Genomic DNA, 25,111 nt, shown 5'->3' on the forward strand with positions numbered 1-25,111 from the left:
TTATCAGATGACCGATACCGGCTGCAACTCAGCGGCCAGCAAACGCTTGATTTCCGGGACGCACGAGCCGCATTGCGTGCCGCATCCCAGTTGTTGTTTGAGACCCTGCAAGTCGAGGCCTTGGCGAATTCCGGCACACACCGCGCTGTGGCTGACGTTTTTGCAGTTGCACAGGGTTTTGCCCGGATTGGCCTGCAAACCGGCATTACCCGGCGGCGCGCTCATCGGCGCCAGCAGCCAGCGCCGCAATTGTTCATCGGCGCGGCCCTCCAGCCACAAGCCTTGCAGCCAGTGTTGGGCCAAGGTTTCGCCGGCCAGGCGGATCGCGGTGATACGACCGTGTTCGATACGTACCCGCTTGCCGATGGCGCGGCGTGGGTCGTCATAGGCCAGCACCGGCCCGTCGAGCAACGCCAGGCACTGGTCGATATCGCGCAGCAGTTGCGGCTCCGGCGCCGTGGCGCTGGCAGCGCGTATCAGCAGCGCCGGCCGCTCACGTCCGACAAGGCTGAAACTCACGTAGGAAAATGCCTCACAGAGCGGCCGTAGCCTCTCAAAATACCGCTGAACATCGCCTTCGATGAGTGCGAACAAGTGCCATGGCAGATTCACCGCTTCCAGACGTACGCCGCTGTGTTTGAGTTCGGGCTGCTTTGACAAAGGATCGAAGGCCGGCAAGGTCAGACTGTTGACCCCGCCCTTGAGAAACCGGTCGCCCCAGTGCATCGGCAGAAAGGCCTGACCGGGGCGCACACTGTCATCGCTGTCGACTGCGACGATGAGCGCACCGCGCCGACTCTTCAGGTTGACCAGATCCCCCGGCTGCAAACGATGGCGGCGCATTTCGTCCGGATGCAGGCTCAACAGCGCTTCGCCGACATGTCCGAACAATTGCGCCGCGGTGCCGGTGCGGCTCATGCCGTGCCATTGATCGCGCAGGCGGCCGGTGATCAGCGTCAACGGAAACCTTGCATCGCGTGGTTCTTTGGCCGCGCGATAAGGATCGGCAACGAACTGCGCACGACCGTTGGCGGTGGGGAAAATCCCGTCGCCATACAAACGCGCGGTGCCTTGTCGGGCGCCAGTGGGGAAGGGCCATTGCTGCGGGCCAAGTTCATCGATCAATGGATGGCTGATGCCTGACAGGTCCAGATCGCGTCCACGGGTCAGTTGTTTGTATTCGTCGAACAACTGCGCCGGATGCTCGAAAGCAAACAGGCTCGGTTGATGCGGGCGCAGACGTTGCTCCAGCCGTCGTGCGAAATCCACGGTGATCGCCCAGTCCGGCCGCGCTTCGCCCGGTGGGAGAATGGCCTGCCGCACGTGGGATATGCGCCGTTCGGAGTTGGTCACCGAGCCTTCCTTCTCGCCCCAACTGGCAGCGGGTAACAACAGGTCGGCGAAGGTGGCGGTTTCGGTGGTGCGGAAGGCTTCCTGCAACACCACGAACGGGCAAGCTTGCAGTGCTTCGCGAACCGCGTGTTGATCTGGCATGGACTGCGCGGGGTTGGTGCAGGCAATCCATAGCGCCTTGATCTGGCCGCTGCGCATCCGTTCGAACAGCTCGATGGCGCTCAGGCCGCTGCTTTCAGGCAGTTGATCGACCCCCCAATAGGCTGCCACTTCGGCGCGGTGCTCGGGGTTGGCTGCCTCCCGGTGACCGGGCAGCAAATTGGACAGACTGCCGGTTTCCCGGCCACCCATGGCATTCGGCTGACCGGTCAGTGAGAAAGGTCCCGCGCCTGGACGGCCGATTTGCCCGGTGGCCAGGTGCAGATTGATCAGCGCGCTGTTTTTCGCGCTGCCAGCGGTTGACTGATTCAGGCCCATGCACCACAGCGACAGGAAACTTGGCGCGGTGCCCACCCATTCCGCGCACTGCTGCAATTGCTCGACACTGATCCCGCACAGTTGCGCAACCATTTGCGGGGTGTAGTCGCGCACCAGATTTTTCAGCTCAGGCAAACCGTCGGTGTGCGCCTTGATGAAGTCGCGGTCGATCCAGTCTTCCCACAGCAGCAGATGCAAAATCCCATGAAACAGAGCGACATCGGTGCCGGGCAGAATCGCCAGATGCAGGTCCGCCAACTCACAGGTATCGGTGCGCCGGGGATCGATAACGATGACTTTCATCTGCGGTCGGCGGGATTTTGCCTCTTCAAGACGACGGAAAAGGACCGGGTGGGCGTAGGCCATGTTACTGCCGGCGATCATCACGCAATCGCTCAGCTCCAGATCCTCATAACTGCACGGTGGCGCATCGGCGCCGAGGCTGCGCTTGTAACCGACCACCGCCGACGACATGCACAGCCGGGAATTGCTGTCGATGTTGTTGGTGCCGACCAGCGCTCGGGCGAGTTTGTTGAAGGCGTAGTAGTCCTCGGTCAGCAACTGCCCGGAGATGTAAAACGCCACGCTGTCCGGGCCATGCTCGGCGATGGTCTCGGCAAAAACCTGGGTCGCGTGATCCAGCGCCGTATCCCAGTCGCAACGGCTGCGCGCCAGGTCTTTGCCCAGACGCAGCTCCGGGTACAGCGCCCGGGCGGCCAGATCGCCGGTCAGATGCAGGGTCGAGCCTTTGCTGCACAATCTGCCGAAGTTGGCCGGATGCGCCGGATCGCCGCTGACGCCGAGAATGCGCTCGCCGTCATGCTCGATCAGCACGCCGCAGCCGACCCCGCAATAACAGCAGGTCGAGGCGGTCGTCTGGCGGTTCATCAGACCGCTTCCCGCAGTGCCAGCTGCACGCGGCCGTTTTCGATCCGGGCCGGATGATGGTGCGCGCAGCCGATGTCCGGGGCCTGGGCTTCGCCGGTTTGCAGGTCGATCTGCCAGTTGTGCAGCGGGCAGGCCACGCGTTTACCGTAGATCAAACCTTGTGACAGCGGCCCGCCCTTGTGTGGGCAGCGGTCGTCGAGGGCGAAAACTTCGTCGTCGCTCGTACGAAAAATCGCGATGTCGCCTTTCGGCCCGGCAATGATCCGCGAACCGAGGGCATTGATCTCTTCCAGGGCACAGATATCGAGCCAGTTCATGCCGGTACCTCCAGGTTTTTCACGGGGATCACGTCGAATTCTTTCTTCAGTTGCGGCTGCGCCAGACGCTCTTTCCACGGGTCCTGCTCGAATGACAGGGAGAACTGCAGACGCTCGTTCAGGGCCTTGCGGCGTTCCGGGTTTTCGAGCACGGCTTGCTTGATGTGCTCCATGCCGACCCGCTGCAGGTAGTGCACGGTGCGTTCGAGGTAGAAGGCTTCTTCGCGATACAGCTGCAGGAACGCGCCGTTGTACTCGCGGACTTCCTCGGCGGTTTTCAGCTTGACGAAGAACTCGGCGACTTCGGTCTTGATCCCGCCGTTGCCGCCGATGTACATCTCCCAGCCGGAGTCGACACCGATGATTCCTACGTCCTTGATCCCCGCTTCCGAGCAGTTGCGTGGGCATCCGGAGACAGCGAGTTTCACTTTGTGCGGCGACCACATGTTGAACAGGTCGTGCTCCAGCTCGATGCCCAACTGCGTTGAATTCTGCGTGCCGAAGCGGCAGAACTCGCTGCCGACGCAGGTTTTCACGGTGCGGATGGATTTGCCGTAGGCGTGGCCGGAGGGCATATCGAGGTCTTTCCAGACGCCCGGCAAGTCCTGCTTCTTGATCCCCAGCAGGTCGATGCGCTGACCACCGGTGACCTTGACCATCGGTACGTTGTACTTGTCGGCCACGTCGGCGATGCGGCGCAATTCCGAAGGGTTGGTCACGCCGCCCCACATCCGTGGCACCACCGAATAGGTGCCGTCCTTCTGAATGTTGGCGTGGGCGCGTTCATTGATCAGGCGCGATTGCGGATCGTCCTTGGCTTCGCCCGGCCAGGTGGAAATCAGGTAGTAGTTCAGTGCCGGCCGGCAGGTGGCACAGCCGTTCGGAGTGCGCCAGTTGAGGTAGCTCATGGTGCCGGCGATGGTCAGCAGATGCTGTTCGCGAATCGCCTGGCGGATCTGCCCGTGGTTGAGGTCGCTGCAACCGCAGATGGCTTTTTCGCTTTTCGGTTTGACGTCCGCCGCGCCGCCGACGGTGTTGATCAGGATCTGCTCGACCAGCCCGGCGCAGGAGCCGCAGGAACTGGCAGCCTTGGTGTGCTTTTTCACCTCATCGACGCTGAACAGGCCGTGTTCCTGAATCGCCTTGACGATGGTGCCTTTGCACACGCCGTTGCAGCCGCAGACTTCGGCGGTGTCGGCCATGCTCATGGCTTTGTCCTGGCCCTGATGTCCTACGTCGCCGATAGAATTTTCACCAAACATCAGGTGATCGCGGATCTCGCCGATGGCGTGATTCTCACGAATCTGTCGGAAATACCAACCGCCATCTGCCGTATCGCCGTACAGACAGGCGCCGACCAGCACGTCATCCTTGATCACCAGTTTTTTATACACGCCGCCGATCGGGTCGGAGAGGGTGATGGTTTCGGTGCCTTCGCCGCCCATGAAATCACCGGCGGAAAACAGGTCGATGCCGGTGACTTTCAATTTGGTCGAGGTCACCGAGCCCTGATAGCGGGCGAAACCCAGTTGTGCGAGGTGATTGGCGCAGACCTTGGCCTGTTCAAACAGCGGCGCCACCAGGCCATAGGCGATGCCGCGATGGCTGGCGCACTCGCCGATGGCATAGATGCGCGGATCGTAGGTCTGCAGGGTGTCGTTGACCAGAATCCCGCGGTTGCAGGGGATGCCGGCGCGTTCTGCCAGTTCGGTGTTGGGGCGGATGCCGGCGGCCATCACCACCAGATCGGCGGGGATGATCTCGCCGTTCTTGAACTGCACCGAGCCGACCCGGCCATTGCCCGCGTCGTGCAGGGCCTGCGTCTGTTCGCACAGGCGAAAATGCAGGCCACGGGCTTCGAGCGCCGTTTGCAGCAGTTGGCCGCTGGTCTTGTCCAGTTGCCGTTCCAGCAGCCATTCACCGATGTGCACCACGGTGACGTGCATGCCGCGCAGCATCAGGCCGTTGGCGGCTTCGAGACCGAGCAGGCCACCGCCGATGACCACCGCGTGTTTGTGGGTTTTGGCGGTGTCGATCATCGCCTGGGTGTCGGCGATGTCGCGGTAACCGATCACGCCCTGCAAGTCGTTGCCGGGGATCGGCAGGATGAACGGCGTCGAGCCGGTGGCGATCAGCAGGCGATCATATTCAGCCTCGGTGCCGTCCTCGGCGATCACCCGGCGTTTGACTCGGTCGATCTGCACTACCTTGCGGTTGAGCAGCAACTTGATGTGGTTTTCCAGGTACCAGTCGAGGTCGTTGAGCACGATCTCTTCAAAGGTCTGCTCACCGGCCAGCACCGGCGACAGCAGGATGCGGTTGTAGTTGGTGTGCGGTTCGGCGCCGAAGACCGTGATGTCGTACAGCTCGTTGCTCAGCTTGAGCAGTTCTTCCAGGGTGCGAACCCCGGCCATGCCATTGCCGATCATCACCAGTTTGAGTTTTTTCATCAGGTTCTCCGGGGAGCGGTGGCTGGCCTCTTGTGGGCAGTCAGGCCGTGCTCGACAAATGTTGCGCAAACAAAAAAAGGCGTCCCGCTAGTTGCCTAGCGAGGACGCCTTTGTCCTGGTCCCGTTCTATCGGGAAGCGCAGCCTTCGTCGTTGAAGGTTGGGCTTTATGTATGGTGAAACGGGTAATGCAGTGGTTGTGCCAAGTGTGGCGGTGGCGGGTTTATTGCGTTTTGTCAGCGTTCATCAAGGTTTTTTTGCACCTTATCGAAGCGGGCTGCCCATTCGTGGAGCGTTCAAACAGAGGGATTTGCAGTGATTGGACGGGCGCCTTCGCGAGCAAGCCCGCTCCCACAGGGGACTTGTGAGCGACTCAGATCCCCTGTGGGAGCGGGCTTGCTCGCGAAGGGCGCGACGCGGTATCAACGATGAAACAACACCACCAGCAGCACCAGATTTCCCAGCAAAGCCAGCAATGCCACCGCCCGCCAGACCTTCAACGGCTCACGCTCCAACAACGGTCTGGGTCGCACGCTCAAACTGCGTCGCTCACCCTGTTCCAGCACCAGCAGCCATTCTTCAGCCGTTTCAAAGCGCTGTTGCGGATCGGCAGCCACGCCACGCTCCAGACTCTGCGCAATCCATTCCGGCAGGTCCGGGCGGTAGCGACCGGCACTCACCGGCAGGCCAAATCGCGGCCGCTGGAACGCTTCGACCTCACCATAGGGAAAGTGCCCGGTCAGCAGGAAATACAAGGTCACGCCCACCGCGTACAGATCCTGTTGCCCACTTGGTGGCTCGCCGCGAAAGGCTTCCGGGGCGATGAAGCTGGGCGTGCCCGGCAATGTTGACGGTGCGTCTTCGGACAGACCGGGGCAGTACGCCAGACCGAAATCCAGCAGGCGCAACTCGCCATCGTCGCCCAGATGCAGATTCTCCGGCTTGATGTCGCGATGCAGAATCTGCCGCCGATGCAGCAGGCCTACCGCCCGCAGCAAGCGCTCGGCAATGTCCTGCCACTGCGCCAACGGCAACGGGTGGCTGTGTTGAAACAGCTGCGCCAGAGTCATACCGGAATATTCGCGCATCACGTAGTACAAATGCTGACGCTGAGTGCCGCTGTGGACTTCAGGAAAATGCCGCCCGGCGACACGCTTGAGGAACCATTCTTCCGACAGCAAGGCTTGTCCGGCCTGGGGGTCATCGGCCAGTCGCGCCGGCAATGTTTTCAACAACCAGCCTCGCGCTTGGCTATCCAGCACTCGATACAGCAGCGATTGCTGGCTCTGAGCGACAACGCCTTGCACCTGCCAGCCTTCGAACGTCTGCCCGGTCTTCAGCGGCGGCGGCAGTGGCCATTGCTGCAAATGGATCAGTGCATCGCCGATGTTCGCCTCGCCGAGTGCATCGACCCGCACCAGCAACGCACTGGCGTTGTCCTGACTGCCGGCCAGATGCGCGGCGTTGACCAGCGTGTGGGCGGCGCTGTCGAGATCCGGTTGATCGCGCAGAATCGCGGCGATTGCGGTATCACCCAAGGTCGACCACACGCCATCGCTGAGCAGCACGAAGCATTCGCCCTCGCGTAATTCACCGTCGAGAAAATCCAGTACAAGATGCTGATCCAGGCCCAGCGCGCGTTTGAGCACGTGCTGCATGCCCGGCTGCTCCCAGACATGATCCTGCGAGATCCGCTGCAAACCGTCAGCCTGCCAGCGATAGACCCGGCAATCGCCGACGTGGGCCAGGGTGAAACGCCGACCGCGCAGGACCAGCGCGCTGATCGTGGTCAGCAACGGTTGCCCGCCGCCATTGGCCTGTAACCAGCGATTTTGCGCGAGCAGCAGGCGATCCAGCGCCTGCGCCACGCTCCAGGTCTGTGGCGTGGCGTAGTAGTCCAGCGCCAGTGCCTGCAGGGTCGAGCGTGCAGCCAATCCGCCATCGGCGCACTGGCTGACACCGTCAGCGATGGCGACCAGATAGCCTTTGCTGGCGGCCAGCGCGGGGGCGGGCGTCACCAGGCGCAGAGCGTCCTGGTTTTCCGCGCGCGGGCCGGTGGCGCTGGCCTGGGCAAAGCTCAGTTGCAGGGGCATCGACGCCTCAGACTCGCGCAGCGGTGACCGCCGCCGAACCCCAGGTGGTTCTCCAGCGACGTTTGACCCCGTGCAGGCCGAACCACGCCAGCACGCCGAGGCTGGCGAACAACCACAGCGCCAGTTGATAGCTGCCGGTGCTTTGCTTGATCGCGCCCATGCCGGCCGCCAGGGCAAAACCGCCGATGCCGCCGGCCATGCCGATCAGCCCGGTCATCACGCCGATCTCCAGGCGAAAACGTTGCGGCACCAACTGGAACACTGCGCCGTTGCCGGCGCCGAGACCGAGCATGGTGCAGACGAACAACGCCAATGCGGCGTAGGAACTGGGCAGGTTGAAACCGACGGCGGCGATGCAGATTGCCGCTACGGTGTACATCGCCAACAAGGTGCGGATGCCGCCGAAGCGATCCGCCAACGCGCCGCCCAGTGGACGCATCAGGCTGCCACCGAACACACAGGCAGCGGTGTAGTAACCCGCCGTGACAGGACTCAGACCGTATTGGTCGTTGAAGTAGCCGGGCAGGGCGCTGGCGAGACCAATGAAGCCGCCGAAAGTCACGCTGTAGAAAAACATGAACCACCAGCTGTCGCGGTCGCCAAGGGCCTTGAAGTAGTCGGCCATGGCTTTGGCCTTGGGCCGCTGCGGGGCGTTTTTCGCCAGCCAGGCGAACAGCACCAGCGTCAGGATCAACGGAATCAGGGCGAAACCGAACACGTTGCTCCAGCCGAACGCCGCAGCCAGCACCGGGGCAATCAGTGCGGCAAACACGGTGCCGGAGTTACCGGCGCCGGCGATACCCATGGCCTTGCCCTGATGCTGCGGCGGATACCACTGCGAAGCCAGCGGCAGGGCCACGGCAAACGAAGCACCGGCCATGCCGAGGAACAGTCCCAGGATCAGCGCCTGTTCATAACTGTGGATGCCGAGTTTCCATGCGCCGAACAGCGCGCAGATCACGATCACCTGACCGATCAGACCGGCGGTTTTCGGCGACAGACGATCGGCCAGCATGCCCATCACAAAGCGCAGCACCGCACCTGCCAGAATCGGCGTCGCCACCACCAGCCCGCGTTGTTGCGTGGTCAGGTGCAGGTCGGCGGCGATCTGCACCGCCAACGGGCCGAGCAGGTACCAGACCATGAAACTCAGGTCGAAATACAGAAAGGCTGCGAACAGGGTCGGGGTGTGGCCGGATTTCCAGAAGCTTGAATTCATCGCGCACCTCAGCTGAAAAGAGTCTCGAAAGGAGTCACAGCAGGTGGAGCGCCGCCACGGCCGCACCACCGGCCCCGAGCTGTGGGGCCAAAACGCAAAAACGCCGCCACCTGATACGCCGGTTGGGCGAACGGGTGAGCGACGTCTTTGTCGTGGGTGGGGCAACCGCCGTTGGTTACCTGTGCTGAATGCTTAGCCAGATTTGTGCCAATAAGTGAAACGGCGTCGCGGCCTTCGCGAGCAAGCCCGCTCCCACAGGGAATGCATTTCAAAGTGGAACCCCGACCTGCTTCACAGGGGAATGCATTCCAAATGTGGGAGCGGGCTTGCTCGCGAAGGGGCCCGGAAAGCCAGCGCAGGCCTTCAGCCAAGCAACTCACTCATCGCAATGATCTGCTCCGCCACCTGAATCAGTTTCTGCTGGCGGCTCATGGCCTGGCGGCGCATCAGGGTGTAGGCCTCTTCTTCATTGCAGTCCTTCATCTTCATCAGCAGCCCTTTGGCCAGTTCGATGCGTTTGCGCTCGGCCAGTTGCTGATCGCGGGCCAGCAGTTGCGCGCGCAAGGCCTGGTCGCTTTCGAAGCGCGCCATCGCCACATCGAGAATCGGCTGCAGGCGCTGGGCGTGAATGCCCTCGACGATGTAGGCACTGACCCCGGACTTGATCGCCTGACGCATCACCCCCGGGTCGTGTTCGTCGGTGAACATCACGATCGGCCGGGGCTGGTCGCGGCTGACCAGCACCACTTGCTCCATGACATCGCGGCTCGGTGACTCGGTATCGATCAGAATCACGTCCGGGCGCACCGTTTCGACGCGCGCCGGCAGATCGATGGTCAGGCCGGACTCATCGATGACCTCGAAACCGGCCTCGGTCAGCGCGGCTTTCAGGCGGCCGACTTTTTTCGCGGTGTCGTTGATCAGCAGAATGCGCAGCATATTGGCGGTCTCCTGTCAGCGGCGAGCGAGAAGAGGAGCGGCGTCGCTCAGGGCGTGCAGCTTGAAACTGCGGGCGTAAGCGGCCGGATCGCTGCCGTCCCAGACTTTGCCATCGAGCAACTGGCTGCTGCGCATCTCCTTGCCCCAGGCTGCGACACCGACGGCGGTGGCCGCTTCGCGATAGATATCCAGTTGCTGAACCTGACGCGCAACGGCGAGGTAGTCGGGATCCTCGCGCAACAGGCCCCAGCGACGGAATTGGGTCATGAACCACATGCCGTCGGACAGGTATGGCAGATTCACCTCGCCGTTGCCGTGGAAGCGCAGGGCGTGCGGGTCCTGCCAGCGATTGCCGAGGCCATCGGCGTAGTCCCCGAGAAAACGCGGCTCGATGCAGGACAGCGGGGCGTCGAGGTATTCCGGCGCGCTCAGCAACTGCGCGGTGCTGCGGCGGTTTTCCGGGTTTTGCTCAATGAACCGGCTGGCCTCGAGGATTGCCATCACCAGCGCCCGTGCGGTGTTGGGGTATTGCTCGACGAACGCGCGGGTGCAGCCGAGGACCTTTTCCGGATGATCGGGCCAGATGCTCTGGCTGGTGGCGAGGGTGAATCCCAGATCCTGTTGCACGGCGCTGGCCGCCCACGGTTCACCGACGCAGAAACCATCGATACGCCCGGCTTGCAGATGCGCAACCATTTGCGGCGGCGGCACCACCACGCTGTCGACGTCCTGCAACGGATGAATGCCCTGACTCGCCAGCCAGTAATAAAGCCACATCGCATGGGTGCCGGTGGGGAAGGTCTGGGCGAAGGTCAGTTTTGCGCGGGTTTGGTGCGCGTGCCGATCGAGTGCTTCAGGACTGGTCACGCCCAGTTGTTGCAGACCGTGGGAGAGGTTGAGGCTCTGGCCGTTCTGGTTCAGGCCCATCAGCACCGCCATGTCGCTCGGCGCTACGCCGCCGATGCCCAGGTGCACCGCGTAAATCAGCCCGTACAGGCTGTGGGCGACATCCAGTTCACCGCTGACCAGTTTGTCGCGCAACGTCGCCCAGGACGCCTGGCGCTTGAGGTTGATCGTCAGGCCGTAGGGCTGGGCGAAGCCCTGTGTCGCGGCCACGACCACTGAAGCGCAATCGCTCAGGGCCATGAAGCCGAGGTTGATCACACTTTTTTCCGGAGCATCACTGCCGTTGACCCAGGCCAGCGGCCCGACGGACGAATCACTCATATAAAGCCACCCTCAAAAAAAACGCCGTCCCAGGCTTTGCCCGAGCAAACCTGAGGACGACGCCATTGTCCGTGCCCGCACGCCGCCATTGGCCTGTGGGTTGATAACCCGGAAGGTGCAAGGCATATGCCAGTCAGGCGGATTTGCCTGTGCGCCTCGCGCCGGGGGGCGATGCCCGGCTATAATCGCCGCCTCTTTTCGCCGCCCGAGTCATCGCCGCCCATGTACACCCTGGCCCGTCAGCTGTTGTTCAAACTTTCCCCGGAAACCTCCCACGACCTGTCGCTGGATCTGATCGGCGCGGGTGGGCGTTTGGGCCTTAACGGCATGCTGTGCAAGAAACCGGCGAACGTGCCGGTGACGGTCATGGGCCTGGACTTTCCGAACCCGGTGGGTCTGGCGGCCGGTCTGGACAAGAACGGCGCGGCCATCGACGGCTTTTCGCAACTGGGTTTCGGTTTTGTCGAAATCGGCACCGTGACTCCGCGCCCGCAACCGGGCAACCCGAAACCACGGATCTTCCGCCTGCCGGAGGCCGAGGCGATCATCAATCGCATGGGTTTCAACAACCTCGGCGTGGATAACCTGCTGGCGCGGGTCGCGGCGGCCAAATACAAGGGCGTGCTGGGGATCAACATCGGCAAGAACTTCGACACTCCGGTCGAGCGCGCGGTGGACGACTACCTGATTTGCCTGGACAAGGTGTATGCCCACGCCAGCTATGTCACGGTCAACGTCAGCTCGCCGAACACCCCGGGCCTGCGCAGCCTGCAGTTCGGTGATTCGCTCAAGCAGTTGCTGGCGGATCTGGCCACGCGCCGCGCCGAACTGGCCCTGCGCCACGGCAAACATGTGCCGCTGGCGATCAAGATCGCCCCGGACATGACTGACGAGGAGACCGCGCAGGTCGCGCAGGCATTGATCGAAACCGGGATGGACGCGGTGATCGCCACCAACACCACCCTGAGTCGCGTTGGCGTCGAAGGCATGGAGCATGGTGACGAGGCGGGCGGTCTGTCCGGCGCCCCGGTGCGTGACAAGAGCACGCATACCGTGAAGGTGTTGGCGGCGGAGCTGGGTGGTCGGTTGCCGATCATTGCGGCTGGTGGCATCACCGAAGGCAAGCATGCGGCCGAGAAGATCATGGCGGGGGCGAGTCTGGTGCAGATTTACTCGGGCTTCATCTATAAGGGCCCGGCATTGATTCGTGAATCGGTCGACGCGATCGCCGCCCTGCGCTGAGGTTTTCTGAGGGCTCTGTGGCGAGGGAGCTTGCTCCCGCTGGGTTGCGAAGCAGCCCCAAGTTTGTCAGGTATAGCGAGGATTCAGGATTTACGACTGCTGCGCAGCCGAGCGGGAGCAAGCTCCCTCGCCACAGGGGATTGCATTTTCAGGCATAAAAAAGGGCTCCTCGAAGGAGCCCCTGGGCCGTAGCCCGCCGTCCGGGAAGGACGTGCATGGTAAGTCGCTAAAAATTCAGATTGTCGTGTTGCAATAAGTGCCCTGTGTCAGCCGACGGCGTGAAGTTCGTTGAGTCTGTGGATTCCCGCAGTGCCGGTCATACCGTCCCAGTTGTCGCCGCGTCCTTCTCGCCAGCCGTTGATCCAGGCTTGACGTACCGACGGTAGAGTAAATGGGCAAAGCTCGCGGGATTTGCCACCAACGCCATATTGATATCCGCGCAAAAATGCTCTTTCCAACGGATCACGCTTAAGTCTTCTCATAGGGTGTTTCCCTCACTTGTTGACTGTTTTCGTCGCGTTGACCTCAATCGAGGTCTGGCAGAAAAAACTCTGCCGTTGGGCGGCTCGCTGCCGGCGTGGCGAGCCAAGGTGTTGACGCCGTTGCGACGTCAACCTGTGGTCAGTTCTAACCAATGAGTCACACCGAGGGAATGATCGTTTTGTCATAAGGACGTAACGAAAATAGTGCTACAGCCATAAGTAACGACCGGTTTCATGAACGTTTTTTCCGCAAACCCCGGTATGATCGGCCCCGCGCTGGATGATGGGGTTAATCCTTTAGTGAGAATGACCCACGTTTACGCTCGGTTACTAAGCGACGAAGGGTCGCTTTAAGACTTTTTGTTTCATCAACTATTTTCTCTGTCCCGGCATCTAAGCTCTTTTAACCCGAGCAGCGGGGATGGAACGGCACACCTTCGTGCCACGCGGGCGCTCTTTTAGAAAAGCGCCTGATTGAAAACCGGATCGGCAATGCGTTGCCGGTTCACTAGCCAAAGGCTCTGGAAATACCATGTCCGACCGTTTCGAACTCTTCCTCACTTGCCCCAAAGGCCTTGAAGGCCTGCTCATCGAGGAAGCCGTCGGGCTTGGCCTTGAAGAAGCCCGCGAGCACACCTCCGCCGTGCGTGGCATGGCGACCATGGAAACCGCTTATCGCCTGTGCCTGTGGTCGCGTCTGGCCAACCGGGTGTTGCTGGTGCTCAAGCGCTTCCCGATGAAAGACGCTGAAGACCTGTACCACGGCGTGCTTGACGTCGAGTGGCAGGATCACATGCTCGCCGACGGCACCCTGGCCGTTGAATTCAGCGGCCACGGCTCGGGCATCGACAACACCCACTTCGGTGCGCTTAAAGTCAAAGACGCGATCGTCGACAAACTGCGTACCCCGCAAGGCGACCGTCCGTCGATCGACAAGCTCAACCCGGATCTGCGCATTCACCTGCGCCTGGATCGCGGCGAAGCGATCCTGTCCCTCGACCTTTCCGGTCACAGCCTGCACCAGCGTGGCTACCGCCTGCAGCAGGGCGCGGCACCGCTGAAGGAAAACCTCGCGGCAGCGATCCTGATCCGTTCCGGCTGGCCGCGCATTGCGGCCGAAGGCGGCGCGCTGGCTGACCCGATGTGCGGTGTCGGTACGTTCCTCGTCGAAGCCGGCATGATCGCTGCCGACATGGCGCCGAACCTGCGCCGCGAGCAGTGGGGCTTCACCGCATGGCTGGGTCACGTCCCGGCGCTGTGGAAAAAACTCCATGAAGAAGCCGTCGAGCGTGCCGCTGCCGGTCTGGCCAAGCCGCCGCTGTGGATTCGCGGTTACGAAGCCGACCCGCGCCTGATTCAACCGGGCCGCAACAACGTCGAGCGCGCCGGTCTGAGCGAGTGGATCAAGATCTATCAGGGCGAAGTCGCGACCTTCGAGCCGCGTCCGGACCAGAACCAGAAAGGTCTGGTGATCTGCAACCCGCCGTACGGCGAGCGTCTGGGCGACGAAGCCAGCCTGCTTTACCTCTACCAGAACCTCGGCGAGCGCCTGCGTCAGGCCTGCCTGAACTGGGAAGCGGCGGTGTTCACCGGCGCGCCGGATCTGGGCAAGCGCATGGGCATTCGCAGCCACAAACAGTATTCGTTCTGGAACGGCGCGCTGCCGTGCAAATTGCTGCTGATCAAGGTGCTGCCGGATCAGTTCGTCACCGGCGAACGGCGGACCCCGGAACAGCGTCAGGCCGAGCGTGAGCAAGCGGCCTACGATCAGACCCCGAACGAGCCGCAAGAGCGCAAGTTCAACAAGAACGGCAACCCGATCAAACCGACGCCAGCCCCGGCGCCAGTGGTCGAGCAGCCGCGCCTGAGCGAAGGCGGGCAGATGTTTGCCAATCGCCTGCAGAAAAACCTCAAGGCGATGAGCAAGTGGGTCAAGCGCGAAGGCATCGACTGCTACCGCGTCTACGATGCCGACATGCCGGAATACGCCATGGCCATCGACCTGTATCACGACTGGGTGCACGTGCAGGAATACGCCGCGCCGAAGTCGATCGATCCGGAAAAGGCCTCGGCGCGCATGTTCGACGCATTGGCGGCGATCCCGCAGGCGCTGAACGTCGACAAGAGCCGCGTGGTGGTCAAACGCCGCGAGCGTCAGAGCGGCACCAAGCAATACGAGCGTCAGGCGGCGCAGGGCAAGTTCAATGAGGTCAGCGAAGGCGGCGTCAAGCTGCTGGTGAACCTCACCGACTACCTCGACACCGGGCTGTTCCTCGACCACCGGCCGATGCGCATGCGCATTCAGAAAGAGGCGGCCGGCAAGCGCTTCCTCAATCTGTTCTGCTACACCGCGACCGCCAGTGTGCACGCGGCCAAGGGCGGAGCGCGCAGCACCACCAGCGTCGACCTGTCGAAGACTTACCTCGACTGGGCGCGGCGCAACCTGTCGCTGAATGGCTTTTCCGACAAGAACCGTCTGGAGCAGGGCGACGTGATGGCGTGGCTGGAAAGCAGCCGGGACGAGTACGACCTGATCTTCATCGACCCGCCGACCTTCTCCAACTCCAAGCGCATGGAAGGCATCTTCGACGTGCAGCGTGACCAGGTGCAGTTGATCGACCTGGCCATGGCACGCCTGGCCCCGGGTGGCGTGCTGTACTTCTCCAACAACTTCCGCAAGTTCCAGCTGGAGGAGAACCTAGCCGAGCGTTACGCGGTCGAGGAAATCAGCGCGCAGACCATCGATCCGGATTTTGCCCGTAACACCAAGATTCACCGCGCCTGGAAAATCACGGCACGTTGACGCTCGGACTGGTTGGATCCACAGAGCCTTGATTTTTAAAGGCTCTTGGATCCGATCAGCGCTAGCCAAATTAATGGCTAATAGCTATAACTCAACGCATGGCCAATGGGGTTTCCCCCCGAAACAATGGCGTCGTGAGTTGCCCCTATGTCGTTGCACCCCGTGCGCCCAAAGATTCTGGGTTTTATCAGCGAAGACGTCTCGGCCTGGCTGGTCGCGCTGCTGGTATTGCTCGCCGGCGGGATTCTCACGGGGCTGCTCGCCTGGGCCTCCCTCAATCAGTTTCACCATCAACTGCGCCAACGCTTCCAATTGCTGGCCAATGAGCGTTACAGCCGCATCGAAGAACGTTTCCAGGATCAGGAACAGCGTCTCGACGGCCTGCGCCGTTTCTTCGCCAACTCCGATTCGGTCTCGCGCAGCGAATTCGACGGCTATGCCAAGCCGCTTTTATTACGCACCCAGGCCTATTCTTACGCGCCACGGGTCAGCCGTGCCGAACGCCCGGCGGTCGAACAGGCCGTGCGTAACGAAGGCTTCAGCACCTTCACCTTTCGTGAACTGACCGCTGACGACCAGTTGCAGACCGCCGCTGATCGCCCCGAATACGTACCGGTGATCTACACCCAGAGTCAAAGCCGCTTGCCCACGCCGCTGGGTTACGACTTGCTGGCGCAACCCCTGCGCCGGGCGACGCTGGAACGCGCCGACCGCACCGGGCACATGGTGGTATCGCAACCATTGCATCTGGTGGGGATTGATCCGGCGTATGCCCGGGGCGTCTTGCTGCTGGCGCCGGTCACCCGTGAAGGCGCGCCGAACGGGCCGCCGCACGGTTATGTGATGGCGGTGATCAGCATGCAGCAGTTGCTGGCCGACGGACTGCCGGAGGAGCACCAGGACTTCCTTTCTGTACGCATTCTCGACCTGTCCACTGAGGATCAGCACGAGGTGCTCTATGAGTCGGCCAACAAAGCCGGGGCCAGTGATCTGTCTGCCACACGTCTGGTACGAATGGCCGACCATGACTATCAGGTGGACATTCAGCCCAGCGAGGCGTTTCTGCAGGCCAACCATTCGTCGATCAGCAGCCTGGTGGTGCTGGGGGCGCTGTTGAGCGTGTTGCTCAGCGCGTTGCTTTACGTATTGGTCAGTCAACGCCAGCGCGCCTTGCGCATGGTCGAACTGCGTACCCAGGAACTGCACGCCCGCGAGCAGGAATTGCGCGGCACCCACGGTCGGTTGCGCGGGGTACTGAATGCCGCGACCCAGGTGGCAATCATCGCCACCGACCTGCGCGGGGTGATCAACACCTTCAATCCCGGCGCCGAACAGATGCTCGGCTACAGCAGCGCCGATGTGGTCGGCCACATGACCCTGGAAAACCTGCATCTGCCGCGAGAACTGGCCGCGCGTTCGGCGGAGTTGAGTGCGCGTTACGGCAAGAGCATTCCGACCTGCCACGCGATGTTGGTCGAGGGCGGCGAAGTCGGCGGGCACGAGGCACGCGAGTGGACGCTGGTGCGCAGCGACGGCAGTCATCTGCCGGTAAACATGCTCGCCACCCCGGTGCTCGATGAGCAGGGGCTGTGGGTCGGGCATCTGGCGATCTGCATCGACATCACCGAGCGCAAGCGCGTACACGAAGCGCTGGCGGCGCGCGATGTGTTGCTGAAAAAGCTCAGCGCCCATGTGCCCGGCGGCATCTACCAATTCAAGATGGAATTCGACGGACGCTTCAGCGTGATTTACGCCAGCGACGGCATCCGCGAAATCTACGAGCTGGAGCCGGACGTGTTGCTGCTCAATGCCGAGGCGATTTTCACCCGCATCCATCCACAAGACGTCTCGCGAGTGCGCAGCTCGATCCGCGCTTCGGCGGACAGCCTCAGCCCATGGCGCGAGGAATACCGTGTGCAGTTGCCCGAGCGCGGCCTGCGCTGGGTGCGCGGCGAGGCGACGCCGGAGGAGCTGCCGGGCGGCGGCGTGCTGTGGCACGGCTACATCTCGGACATTTCCGATTTGAAACGGGTGGAAGAGGAACTGCGGGCGCTGTCGGTCACCGACTCGCTGACCGGCATCCACAACCGCCGCTACTTCCAGGAACGACTGACCACCGAAATGGCCCGGGTCGAACGCGGCGGCGGTGAGCTGTCGGTGATCATGCTCGACATCGACCACTTCAAACGGATCAACGACCAATACGGCCATGCCGTGGGCGACCGGGTGCTGCAAGCGGTGTGCGAGCGCATCGGCCATCGTCTGCGCCGAACTGATGTGTTCTGCCGCCTGGGCGGTGAGGAGTTCATGGTGCTCTGTCCGGACATCGACGGCGAGCACGCGCACATGCTGGCGGTGGAGTTGTGGCAAGGCCTGCGCAGTGCGCCAGTGGATGTGGTCGGGGTGGTGACGGCCAGTTTCGGCATCGCCAGCTGGCGCCCGGGGGAGGGCGCGGATGCGCTGTTGCTGCGCGCGGATTCAGGGGTGTATGCGGCGAAGCAGGGCGGGCGCGATCGGGTCGAGCAGATGAGCTGAGCCGTTACACCAATCCTCTGTGGAACCCTGTTTTGTGGCGAGGGAGCTTGCTCCCGCTTGAGTGCGTAGCGCTCACAAAATCATTTGGGGCCGCTGCGCAGCCCAGCGGGAGCAAGCTCCCTCGCCACAGAGAGTTGCGTCCACAGGTTCGACGGTGGGTTACAGAGCCGAAGCGGTCTGCGGCAGGCGCGGCTGCTTGTACAGGTCCAGCAGCACCTGATCCAGCACCGATGACGCGCCGAACGGCGCCTTGTCGTTGAGGATCGCCACCACCGCCCAGGTGTTGCCGTTGACGTCGCGGCTGAAGCCGGCGATCGCGCGCACGGTGTTCAGGGTGCCGGTCTTGACGTGGGCTTCGCCGCGCATCGCGGTGGTCTTCAGGCGTTTGCGCATGGTGCCGTCGGTGCCGGCAATCGGCATAGAGCTGATGTACTCGGCGGCGTACGGGCTATGCCAGGCGGCTTGCAGCATGTTGGCCATCTCGCGGGCGCTGACGCGTTCGGCGCGCGACAGCCCGGAGCCGTTTTCCATCACCAGGTGCGGCGCGGTGATGCCTTTCTTCGCCAGCCACTGGCGGACTACGCGTTGCGCGGCCTTGGCGTCGTCACCGTCGGCTTCGTTGCGGTACTTCTGACCGAGGCTCAGGAACAACTGCTGGGCCATGGTGTTGTTACTGTATTTGTTGATGTCGCGGATGATTTCCGCCAGATCCGGCGAGTAGGCGCGGGCCAGCAGCTTGGCGCCGCTCGGGGTCGCGGCGAGGCGATCCTTGCCCTGGATGCTGCCGCCCAGTTCTTTCCAGATCGCGCGCACGGCACCGGCGGTGTAGGTCGCGTGGTCAAGCAGCGACAGATAAGTCTGCGAGCTGCAGCCTTCGCCCAACTGACCGGCGACGGTCACGGTGACGCTGCCGTCCGCTTGGGTCACCGGGTTGTAGCGCACACCCCCGGTGCACTGTTTGGAGTTGAGCGCCTTGACCGTGTTTTCGATGCGCACGCTGGCAATCGGCGGCTCCACCGAGATCAGCACCCGGCCTCCATCATTGCGCGCGACGAAGCGCAGGGCCTTGAGGTTGACCAGCAGCGAGTCGGGTTTGACCAGGAACGGCTTGTTCTCGTCATTGCCGTCGTCGTTGAACTCGGGCAGTTGCGGCTGGATGAAGAAGCCGCGGTCGAGGATCAGGTCGCCGGTGACCTGGGTCACGCCGTTGGCGCGCAGATCGCGCATCAGCAGCCAGAGTTTTTCCATGTTCAGCTTCGGATCGCCGCCACCCTTGAGGTACAGGTTGCCATTGAGAATGCCGCCGCTCAAATCGCCGTCGGTGTAGAACTCGGTTTTCCACTGATGGTTGGGGCCGAGCATTTCCAGCGCGGCGTAGGTGGTGACCAGTTTCATGGTCGAAGCCGGGTTGACCGAGACGTCGGCGTTGTACATCGTCGGATTGCCCGGGCCGTCGAGCGGAATCATCACCAGCGACAGCGCAGTCGGCTGCAGTTTGCTGGCCTTGAGGGCTTTTTCGACGTTAGGGGTGAGGGCGGTATTGATAGTGGCAGCGGCAATCGGCAGGGCCAGAGGCAGAAGAAGGCCGGCAAGAAAGAGAGGACGCAACGATTTGATCATATGAATTAAAACCCTGCAGAAGAGGGGAAAAATAACGAGGGCATGGATGAAAAAGCCCTCAGTGGTCATGAAAGTGTCGGCATTATGCCCCAAGGTGTAACAGCTTGTGCCTTGCCCGAGGCGGCCATTTCGTTATTTTTTTTACAGGCGGTCGACCACCGCGCCCAGAGAGTCGGGCAATTGACCGCTTAAACTGGTAAAGTGCCGGCCGTTATTACTTAAGAGGATTGTTCCAATGGCGACTAACCGTTCCCAGCGTCTGCGCAAAAAACTGTGCGTTGATGAATTCCAAGAGCTGGGTTTCGAACTGAACCTGGACTTCAAAGAAGACTTGTCCGAAGAAGCCATTGACGCTTTCCTCGAAGCATTCATCAAAGAAGCCATGGAAGCCAACGGTCTGGGTTATGTTGGCGGCGATGACTTCGGTCTGGTTTGCCTGCAGAAGCGTGGCTCGGTCAACGAAGAGCAGCGCGCTGCCGTTGAAGCCTGGCTGAAAAACCGTAGCGAACTGACCGGCATGACCGTCAGCCCGCTGCTGGACGTCTGGTATCCGGAAAAGCCGATCAACGCGGCCAAGTGATACTGAAAAAAACGGCGACCCTCGGGTCGCCGTTTTTTTGCAAGATCAAAAGATCGCAGCCTTCGGCAGCTCCTACATGGGAATGGTGTACACCCTGTAGGAGCTGCCGAAGGCTGCGATCTTTTGCTTTAAGCTTTACGCCAGTTCAAAATCAGTAACGTCAAAACCCCCGCGACAATCCCCCAGAACGCCGAGCCGATGGAAAACAGCGTCAACCCCGACGCCGTGACCATGAAGGTGATCAGCGCCGCCTCGCGTTCCTTCACTTCGGTCATGGCAATGCTCAGGCCGTTGATGATCGAGCCGAACAGCGCCAGCGCGGCAATCGACAGCACCAGTTCTTTCGGCAGCGCGGCAAACAGCGCCGCCAATGTGGCGCCGAACACCCCGGCAATCCCGTAGAAAATCCCGCACCAGACCGCCGCGGTGTAGCGCTTGTTGCGATCTTCATGGGCGTGCGGCCCGGTGCAGATCGCCGCGCTGATGGCCGCGAGGTTGATGCCGTGGGAGCCGAATGGCGCCAGCAGCAGCGAGGCGATGCCGGTGCTGGTGATCAGTGGCGAGGCCGGCACGTTGTAGCCGTCGGCGCGCAGTACGGCGATGCCGGGCATGTTCTGCGAAGTCATCGCCACCACGAACAACGGAATGCCGATGCTGATGGTCGCGGCCAGCGAGAAGTGCGGCGTGGTCCAGACTGGCGTCGCCAGTTCCAGATGGAAACCGTTGAAATCCAGCAGACCCATGAAGCCCGACAGCGCGGTGCCGATCAGCAATGCGGCGAGCACCGCGTAACGCGGTGACAGACGTTTTACCAGCAGATAAGTGAAGAACATCCCCAGCACCAGCCCGGTGCGGTGTTGCGCGGCGACGAAGATTTCGCTGCCGATCTTGAACAGAATCCCCGCCAGCAGCGCTGCCGCCAGCGACGCCGGGATCTTTTTCACCAGGCGTTCGAAGCTGCCGGTCAGCCCACAAATGGTCACCAGCACCGCGCAGGTGATATAGGCACCGATAGCCTCGCCATAACTGACGCCACCGAGGCTGGTGATCAACAGGGCTGCACCCGGTGTCGACCAGGCAATCGTGATCGGTGTGCGATAGCGCAGCGACAAGCCGATCGAGCACACCGCCATGCCGATGGAAATCGCCCAGATCCACGAGGAAATCTGCCCGCTGCTCAGGCCCGCCGCTTGCCCGGCCTGGAACATCAGCACCAGCGAACTGGTGTAGCCGGTCATCATTGCGATGAAACCGGCAACGATGGCCGAGGGCGAAGTGTCGGCGAGAGGGCGCAGGCGGGTGTAGGTGGCGTCGTTCATGACGGCGGTGTTCCTTATACAGATGAAGATGTCCGCAATTACCTGAACCCTGTGGGAGCGGGCTTGCTCGCGAAAGCGGTGGGTCAGTAAAAGCAGATGTTGTCTGACACACCGCTTTCGCGAGCAAGCCCGCTCCCACAGGGGGATTTGTGTTCTGGCTGCGGATTCTGCGATCAAGCCTAAACTCAAACCTGACGGATCGTTGCAATACAGCCGTGGTCACAAACAGCCATACAGTCGTGTTGCCACCATCCATTGTGTACAATCGCGCTGTTTTTTACGCGATACTTGCCAGCGACCTACTGTGCCGTATTACAGTCACGGTCTATTCGCCGCAGTTCTCCCGACTCGAGTGCCCATGAACGAACAGTTGCAACCCCTCAAGAAACAACCGCGAGCAGGCAAAGCCGGCCGCAGCGGAACCCAGGACGATATTGTCTACGCGCATATCTTCGAGGCCATCCTCGAACAGCGTCTGGCGCCCGGTACAAAATTGAGCGAAGAAGCGCTGGGGGAAATCTTCGGGGTCAGCCGCACCATCATTCGCCGCGCACTGTCGCGTCTGGCCCATGAAGGCGTGGTGCTGTTGCGGCCGAACCGTGGCGCCGTGGTCGCCAGCCCGAGCGTTGAAGAAGCGCGTCAGGTGTTCATGGCCCGCCGTCTGGTAGAGCGCGCGATCACCGAGCTGGCCGTGCAGCACGCCACCGCCGAGCAGATCGCCGAACTGCGTCAGATGGTCAACGACGAGCGCGACAGCTTCTCCCGTGGCGATCGCGGCGCCGGTATCCGTCTGTCGGGCGAATTCCACCTGAAACTGGCCGAAGCGGCGAAGAACGCGCCACTGATCAGCTTCCAGCGCAGCCTGGTTTCGCAGACCTCGCTGATCATCGCCCAGTACGAAAGCGGCAACCGCTCGCATTGCTCCTACGACGAGCACACCCAGTTGATCGACGCCATCGAAGCTCGCAACGGTGAGTTGGCGGTGGACCTGATGATGCATCACATGGATCACATCGACAGCAAACTCAACCTCGATGAGGAAAGTGCGTCGGATGATTTGCATGCGGTGTTCTCGCATCTGTTGCAGACCAAAAAACCTGGGCGCCCTGCGGCCAAGCTTTGAGCTGACACCGAGTCGCGGCCTTCGCGAGCAAGCCCGCTCCCACATTGGATCTTCAGTGAATATAAAATTTGGCATCGACTGAGATCCCCTGTGGGAGCGGGCTTGCTCGTGAATACGGACAGATAGGCAACAAAAATCCCCCGGGGCTAACACCGCCGGGGGATTTTTTATGCCTCGGAAAAACTCAGCGCTGATGCACCAAAGCCCCCGCCGCATACGTCTGCTGCACCGTGCGGTCATCGCCCAGTGTCATCAGCACAAACAACGTTTCAGCAATGTTGTTGGCCTGTTTCAGGCGGTAGCTCAGCAGCGGCGTGGCGTTGTAATCCAGCACCAGGAAGTCCGCATCGGAACCCGGCTGCAGGTTGCCGATCTTCTCTTCCAGACGCAGTGCCCGCGCACCGCCCAACGTCGCCAGGTACAGCGACTTGAACGGACTCAGCCGCGCGCCCTGCAACTGCATGACTTTGTAGGCTTCGTTCAGGGTTTGCAGCAGCGAGAAACTGGTGCCGCCGCCGACGTCAGTACCGAGGCCGACATTCAGCTTGTGCTTCTCGGCCATCGGCAGGTTGAACAGGCCGCTGCCGAGGAAGAAGTTCGAGGTCGGGCAGAACGAGATTGCCGAGCCGGTTTCTGCCAGTCGCGCGCATTCGTCGTCGCACAGGTGCACGCCGTGGGCGAACACCGAGCGCTCGCCGAGCAGTTGGTAGTGATCGTAAACGTCCAGATAGCCCTTGCGCTCCGGGAACAGTTCCTTGACCCACTCGATTTCCTTGAGGTTTTCGCTGATGTGGGTCTGCATGTACAGATCCGGGTATTCGCTCAGCAACTGGCCGGCGAGGGTCAGTTGCTCCGGGGTGCTGGTCGGGGCGAAACGCGGGGTGACGGCGTAGTGCAGGCGGCCCTTGCCGTGCCAGCGTTCGATCAGCGCCTTGCTCTCGACGTAGCTCGATTCGGCGGTGTCGGTCAGGTAATCCGGGGCGTTGCGGTCCATCATCACCTTGCCGGCGATCATCCGCAGGTCGAGCTTCTCGGCGGCCTCGAAGAACGAGTTCACCGATTGCGGGTGCACGCTGCCGAACACCAGTGCGGTGGTGGTGCCGTTGCGCAGCAGTTCCTTGATGAAGATATCGGCTACATCGTCGGCGTGGGCCTTGTCACCGAACTGGCTTTCGCACGGGAAGGTGTAGGTGTTGAGCCAGTCCAGCAGTTGCTCGCCGTAGGCCCCGACCATGCCGGTTTGCGGCAGGTGGATGTGGGTGTCGATGAAGCCCGGGGTGATCAGCGCGTCCTGATAGTGGGTGATCTCGATGTCCGCCGGCAGGGTCGGCAGCAATTCGCTGGCGTGGCCGAGGGCGCTGATCTTGCCGCCATCGACCACCAGCAGGCCGTCCTCGAAATATTCGTAGGAGGCTTCGATCCCGACTTCGGCAGGGTCGGCGATGCTGTGCAGGATGGCGGCGCGGTAGGCTTTGCGAGTCAGAGGCATGAGGGTTCTCTAATCAGTTTGAGGCTTTGAGTTTGGCGGCCTGACTGCGCCGGGAAACCGGCAGCAGTCTGGCAATCGGTTCGGCGCTGGCGCTGTGCTGGCCGAAATTGGCGTTATAGGTGGCGATGATTTCGCCGGCGATGGAGATGGCGATTTCCACAGGCAGTTTGCCTTTGACGTCGCCGATGCCCATCGGGCAGCGCATGCGTTGCACGACGCCGCTGTCGAAACCGCGATCACGCAGGCGATGTTCGAACTTGGCCCGTTTGGTCTTCGAGCCGATCAGGCCGAAGTAGGCAAAGTCGTTGCGCTTGAGGATCGCAGCAGTGAGTTCCAGGTCGAGCTGATGGTTGTGGGTCATGACGATGCAGTAGCTGCCGGCGGGCAGGTCGTCGATTTCATCCACAGGCTCTTCGGCGACGATTTTACGCACGCCATGGGGGATCTGTTCGGGGAATTCCTCTTCCCGCGAATCGATCCAGCGCACCCGGCACGGCAGGCTGGCGAGCAACGGCACCAACGCGCGGCCGACATGCCCGGCGCCGAACACCGCGATCTGCGCTTGCACCTGGCCCATCGGTTCGAACAGCAACACGGTGGCGCCACCGCAGCACTGGCCAAGGCTGGCGCCGAGGCTGAAGCGCTCCAGATGGGTGTCCTGCTTGCCGCTGGCGAGCATCTCGCGGGCGATCTGCATGGCTTTGTATTCCAGATGCCCGCCACCGATGGTGTCGAAGGTCTGTTTCGCGCTGACGACCATTTTCGAGCCGGCATTGCGCGGGGTCGAGCCGAGTTCTTCGATGATCGTCACCAGAACACAGGGTTCGCCCTGGTTCTGCAGGTCGGCGAGGGCGTCGATCCAGTTGTACATGTTCACCTCGACATCTGTCGTTGTCTGTTCGGGCCTATTCGCGAGCAGGCTCACTCCTACATTTGGAATGCGTTCCCCTGTAGGAG

Annotated in this window: 17 protein-coding genes; 5 read left to right on the forward strand and 12 right to left on the reverse strand. The window is 61.9% G+C overall.

Annotated features, from left to right (window positions below; all coding sequences use genetic code 11):
* Nucleotides 1-3: 3 nt before the first annotated feature.
* The 7 genes from CKW11_RS18380 to CKW11_RS18410 all read right to left on the reverse strand — a co-directional run bounded on the left by CKW11_RS18380 (nt 4) and on the right by CKW11_RS18410 (nt 10,961).
* Entirely contained in the window at nt 4-2,718 is a 2,715-nt protein-coding gene (locus CKW11_RS18380; protein ID WP_095138644.1) for a nitrate reductase, read from the reverse strand.
* Nucleotides 2,718-3,035, reverse strand: coding sequence for a nitrite reductase small subunit NirD (gene nirD, locus CKW11_RS18385; protein WP_095138645.1), 318 nt, complete (start codon nt 3,033-3,035; stop codon nt 2,718-2,720). The genes CKW11_RS18380 and nirD overlap by 1 nt, the downstream gene beginning before the upstream one ends.
* On the reverse strand, nt 3,032-5,485 hold the full coding sequence (gene nirB, locus CKW11_RS18390; protein WP_095138646.1) for a nitrite reductase large subunit NirB: 2,454 nt from the start codon (nt 5,483-5,485) through the stop codon (nt 3,032-3,034). The genes nirD and nirB overlap by 4 nt, the downstream gene beginning before the upstream one ends.
* A gap of 420 nt (nt 5,486-5,905) precedes the next feature.
* Nucleotides 5,906-7,576, reverse strand: coding sequence for a bifunctional protein-serine/threonine kinase/phosphatase (locus CKW11_RS18395; protein WP_095138647.1), 1,671 nt, complete (start codon nt 7,574-7,576; stop codon nt 5,906-5,908).
* Between the two features lie 7 nt (nt 7,577-7,583).
* Entirely contained in the window at nt 7,584-8,795 is a 1,212-nt protein-coding gene (locus CKW11_RS18400) for a NarK/NasA family nitrate transporter (RefSeq protein WP_027613284.1), read from the reverse strand.
* Between the two features lie 363 nt (nt 8,796-9,158).
* Nucleotides 9,159-9,734: an ANTAR domain-containing response regulator gene (locus CKW11_RS18405; RefSeq protein ID WP_027613283.1), complete on the reverse strand. Its 576-nt coding sequence runs from the start codon at nt 9,732-9,734 to the stop codon at nt 9,159-9,161.
* A 15-nt stretch (nt 9,735-9,749) separates the two neighbouring features.
* Complete coding sequence (locus CKW11_RS18410; protein WP_095138648.1) at nt 9,750-10,961, reverse strand: CmpA/NrtA family ABC transporter substrate-binding protein; 1,212 nt, start codon at nt 10,959-10,961, stop codon at nt 9,750-9,752.
* A 222-nt stretch (nt 10,962-11,183) separates the two neighbouring features.
* Between CKW11_RS18410 and CKW11_RS18415 the strand changes: the two genes are divergently transcribed.
* Complete coding sequence (locus tag CKW11_RS18415) at nt 11,184-12,203, forward strand: quinone-dependent dihydroorotate dehydrogenase (protein WP_027613281.1); 1,020 nt, start codon at nt 11,184-11,186, stop codon at nt 12,201-12,203.
* A gap of 266 nt (nt 12,204-12,469) precedes the next feature.
* On the opposite strand, the gene rmf is transcribed toward CKW11_RS18415, so the two are convergent.
* Nucleotides 12,470-12,685: a ribosome modulation factor gene (gene rmf / locus CKW11_RS18420; RefSeq protein WP_003223300.1), complete on the reverse strand. Its 216-nt coding sequence runs from the start codon at nt 12,683-12,685 to the stop codon at nt 12,470-12,472.
* Nucleotides 12,686-13,217: 532 nt separating this feature from the next.
* Between rmf and rlmKL the strand changes: the two genes are divergently transcribed.
* The gene (gene rlmKL / locus CKW11_RS18425) at nt 13,218-15,488 is read left to right on the forward strand and encodes a bifunctional 23S rRNA (guanine(2069)-N(7))-methyltransferase RlmK/23S rRNA (guanine(2445)-N(2))-methyltransferase RlmL (RefSeq protein ID WP_095138649.1); all 2,271 of its coding nucleotides are present in this window, start codon (nt 13,218-13,220) and stop codon (nt 15,486-15,488) included.
* 147 nt (nt 15,489-15,635) lie between these two features.
* A complete protein-coding gene (locus tag CKW11_RS18430) occupies nt 15,636-18,023 on the forward strand; it encodes a diguanylate cyclase (protein ID WP_095138650.1) in 2,388 nt (795 codons plus the stop codon).
* 159 nt (nt 18,024-18,182) lie between these two features.
* On the opposite strand, the gene dacB is transcribed toward CKW11_RS18430, so the two are convergent.
* A complete protein-coding gene (gene dacB, locus CKW11_RS18435; protein WP_095138651.1) occupies nt 18,183-19,643 on the reverse strand; it encodes a D-alanyl-D-alanine carboxypeptidase/D-alanyl-D-alanine-endopeptidase in 1,461 nt (486 codons plus the stop codon).
* A gap of 235 nt (nt 19,644-19,878) precedes the next feature.
* On the opposite strand from dacB, the gene CKW11_RS18440 reads away from it, so the two are divergent.
* Nucleotides 19,879-20,223, forward strand: a complete 345-nt coding sequence (locus CKW11_RS18440) for a YggL family protein (protein ID WP_003223308.1) — start codon at nt 19,879-19,881, stop codon at nt 20,221-20,223.
* Between the two features lie 128 nt (nt 20,224-20,351).
* On the opposite strand, the gene CKW11_RS18445 is transcribed toward CKW11_RS18440, so the two are convergent.
* On the reverse strand, nt 20,352-21,542 hold the full coding sequence (locus CKW11_RS18445; protein ID WP_095138652.1) for a benzoate/H(+) symporter BenE family transporter: 1,191 nt from the start codon (nt 21,540-21,542) through the stop codon (nt 20,352-20,354).
* Between the two features lie 358 nt (nt 21,543-21,900).
* Between CKW11_RS18445 and CKW11_RS18455 the strand changes: the two genes are divergently transcribed.
* On the forward strand, nt 21,901-22,665 hold the full coding sequence (locus CKW11_RS18455) for a GntR family transcriptional regulator (protein WP_007961054.1): 765 nt from the start codon (nt 21,901-21,903) through the stop codon (nt 22,663-22,665).
* Between the two features lie 184 nt (nt 22,666-22,849).
* Here the strand turns inward: CKW11_RS18455 and guaD are convergent, their stop codons facing one another.
* Entirely contained in the window at nt 22,850-24,154 is a 1,305-nt protein-coding gene (gene guaD / locus CKW11_RS18460) for a guanine deaminase (RefSeq protein ID WP_095138653.1), read from the reverse strand.
* A gap of 13 nt (nt 24,155-24,167) precedes the next feature.
* Nucleotides 24,168-25,025, reverse strand: a complete 858-nt coding sequence (xdhC, locus tag CKW11_RS18465) for a xanthine dehydrogenase accessory protein XdhC (protein ID WP_095138654.1) — start codon at nt 25,023-25,025, stop codon at nt 24,168-24,170.
* Nucleotides 25,026-25,111: the final 86 nt, after the last annotated feature.

It is taken from the genome of Pseudomonas sp. Irchel s3a10, assembly GCF_900187525.1.
GTDB classification, from domain to species: Bacteria; Pseudomonadota; Gammaproteobacteria; order Pseudomonadales; family Pseudomonadaceae; genus Aquipseudomonas; species Aquipseudomonas koreensis_G.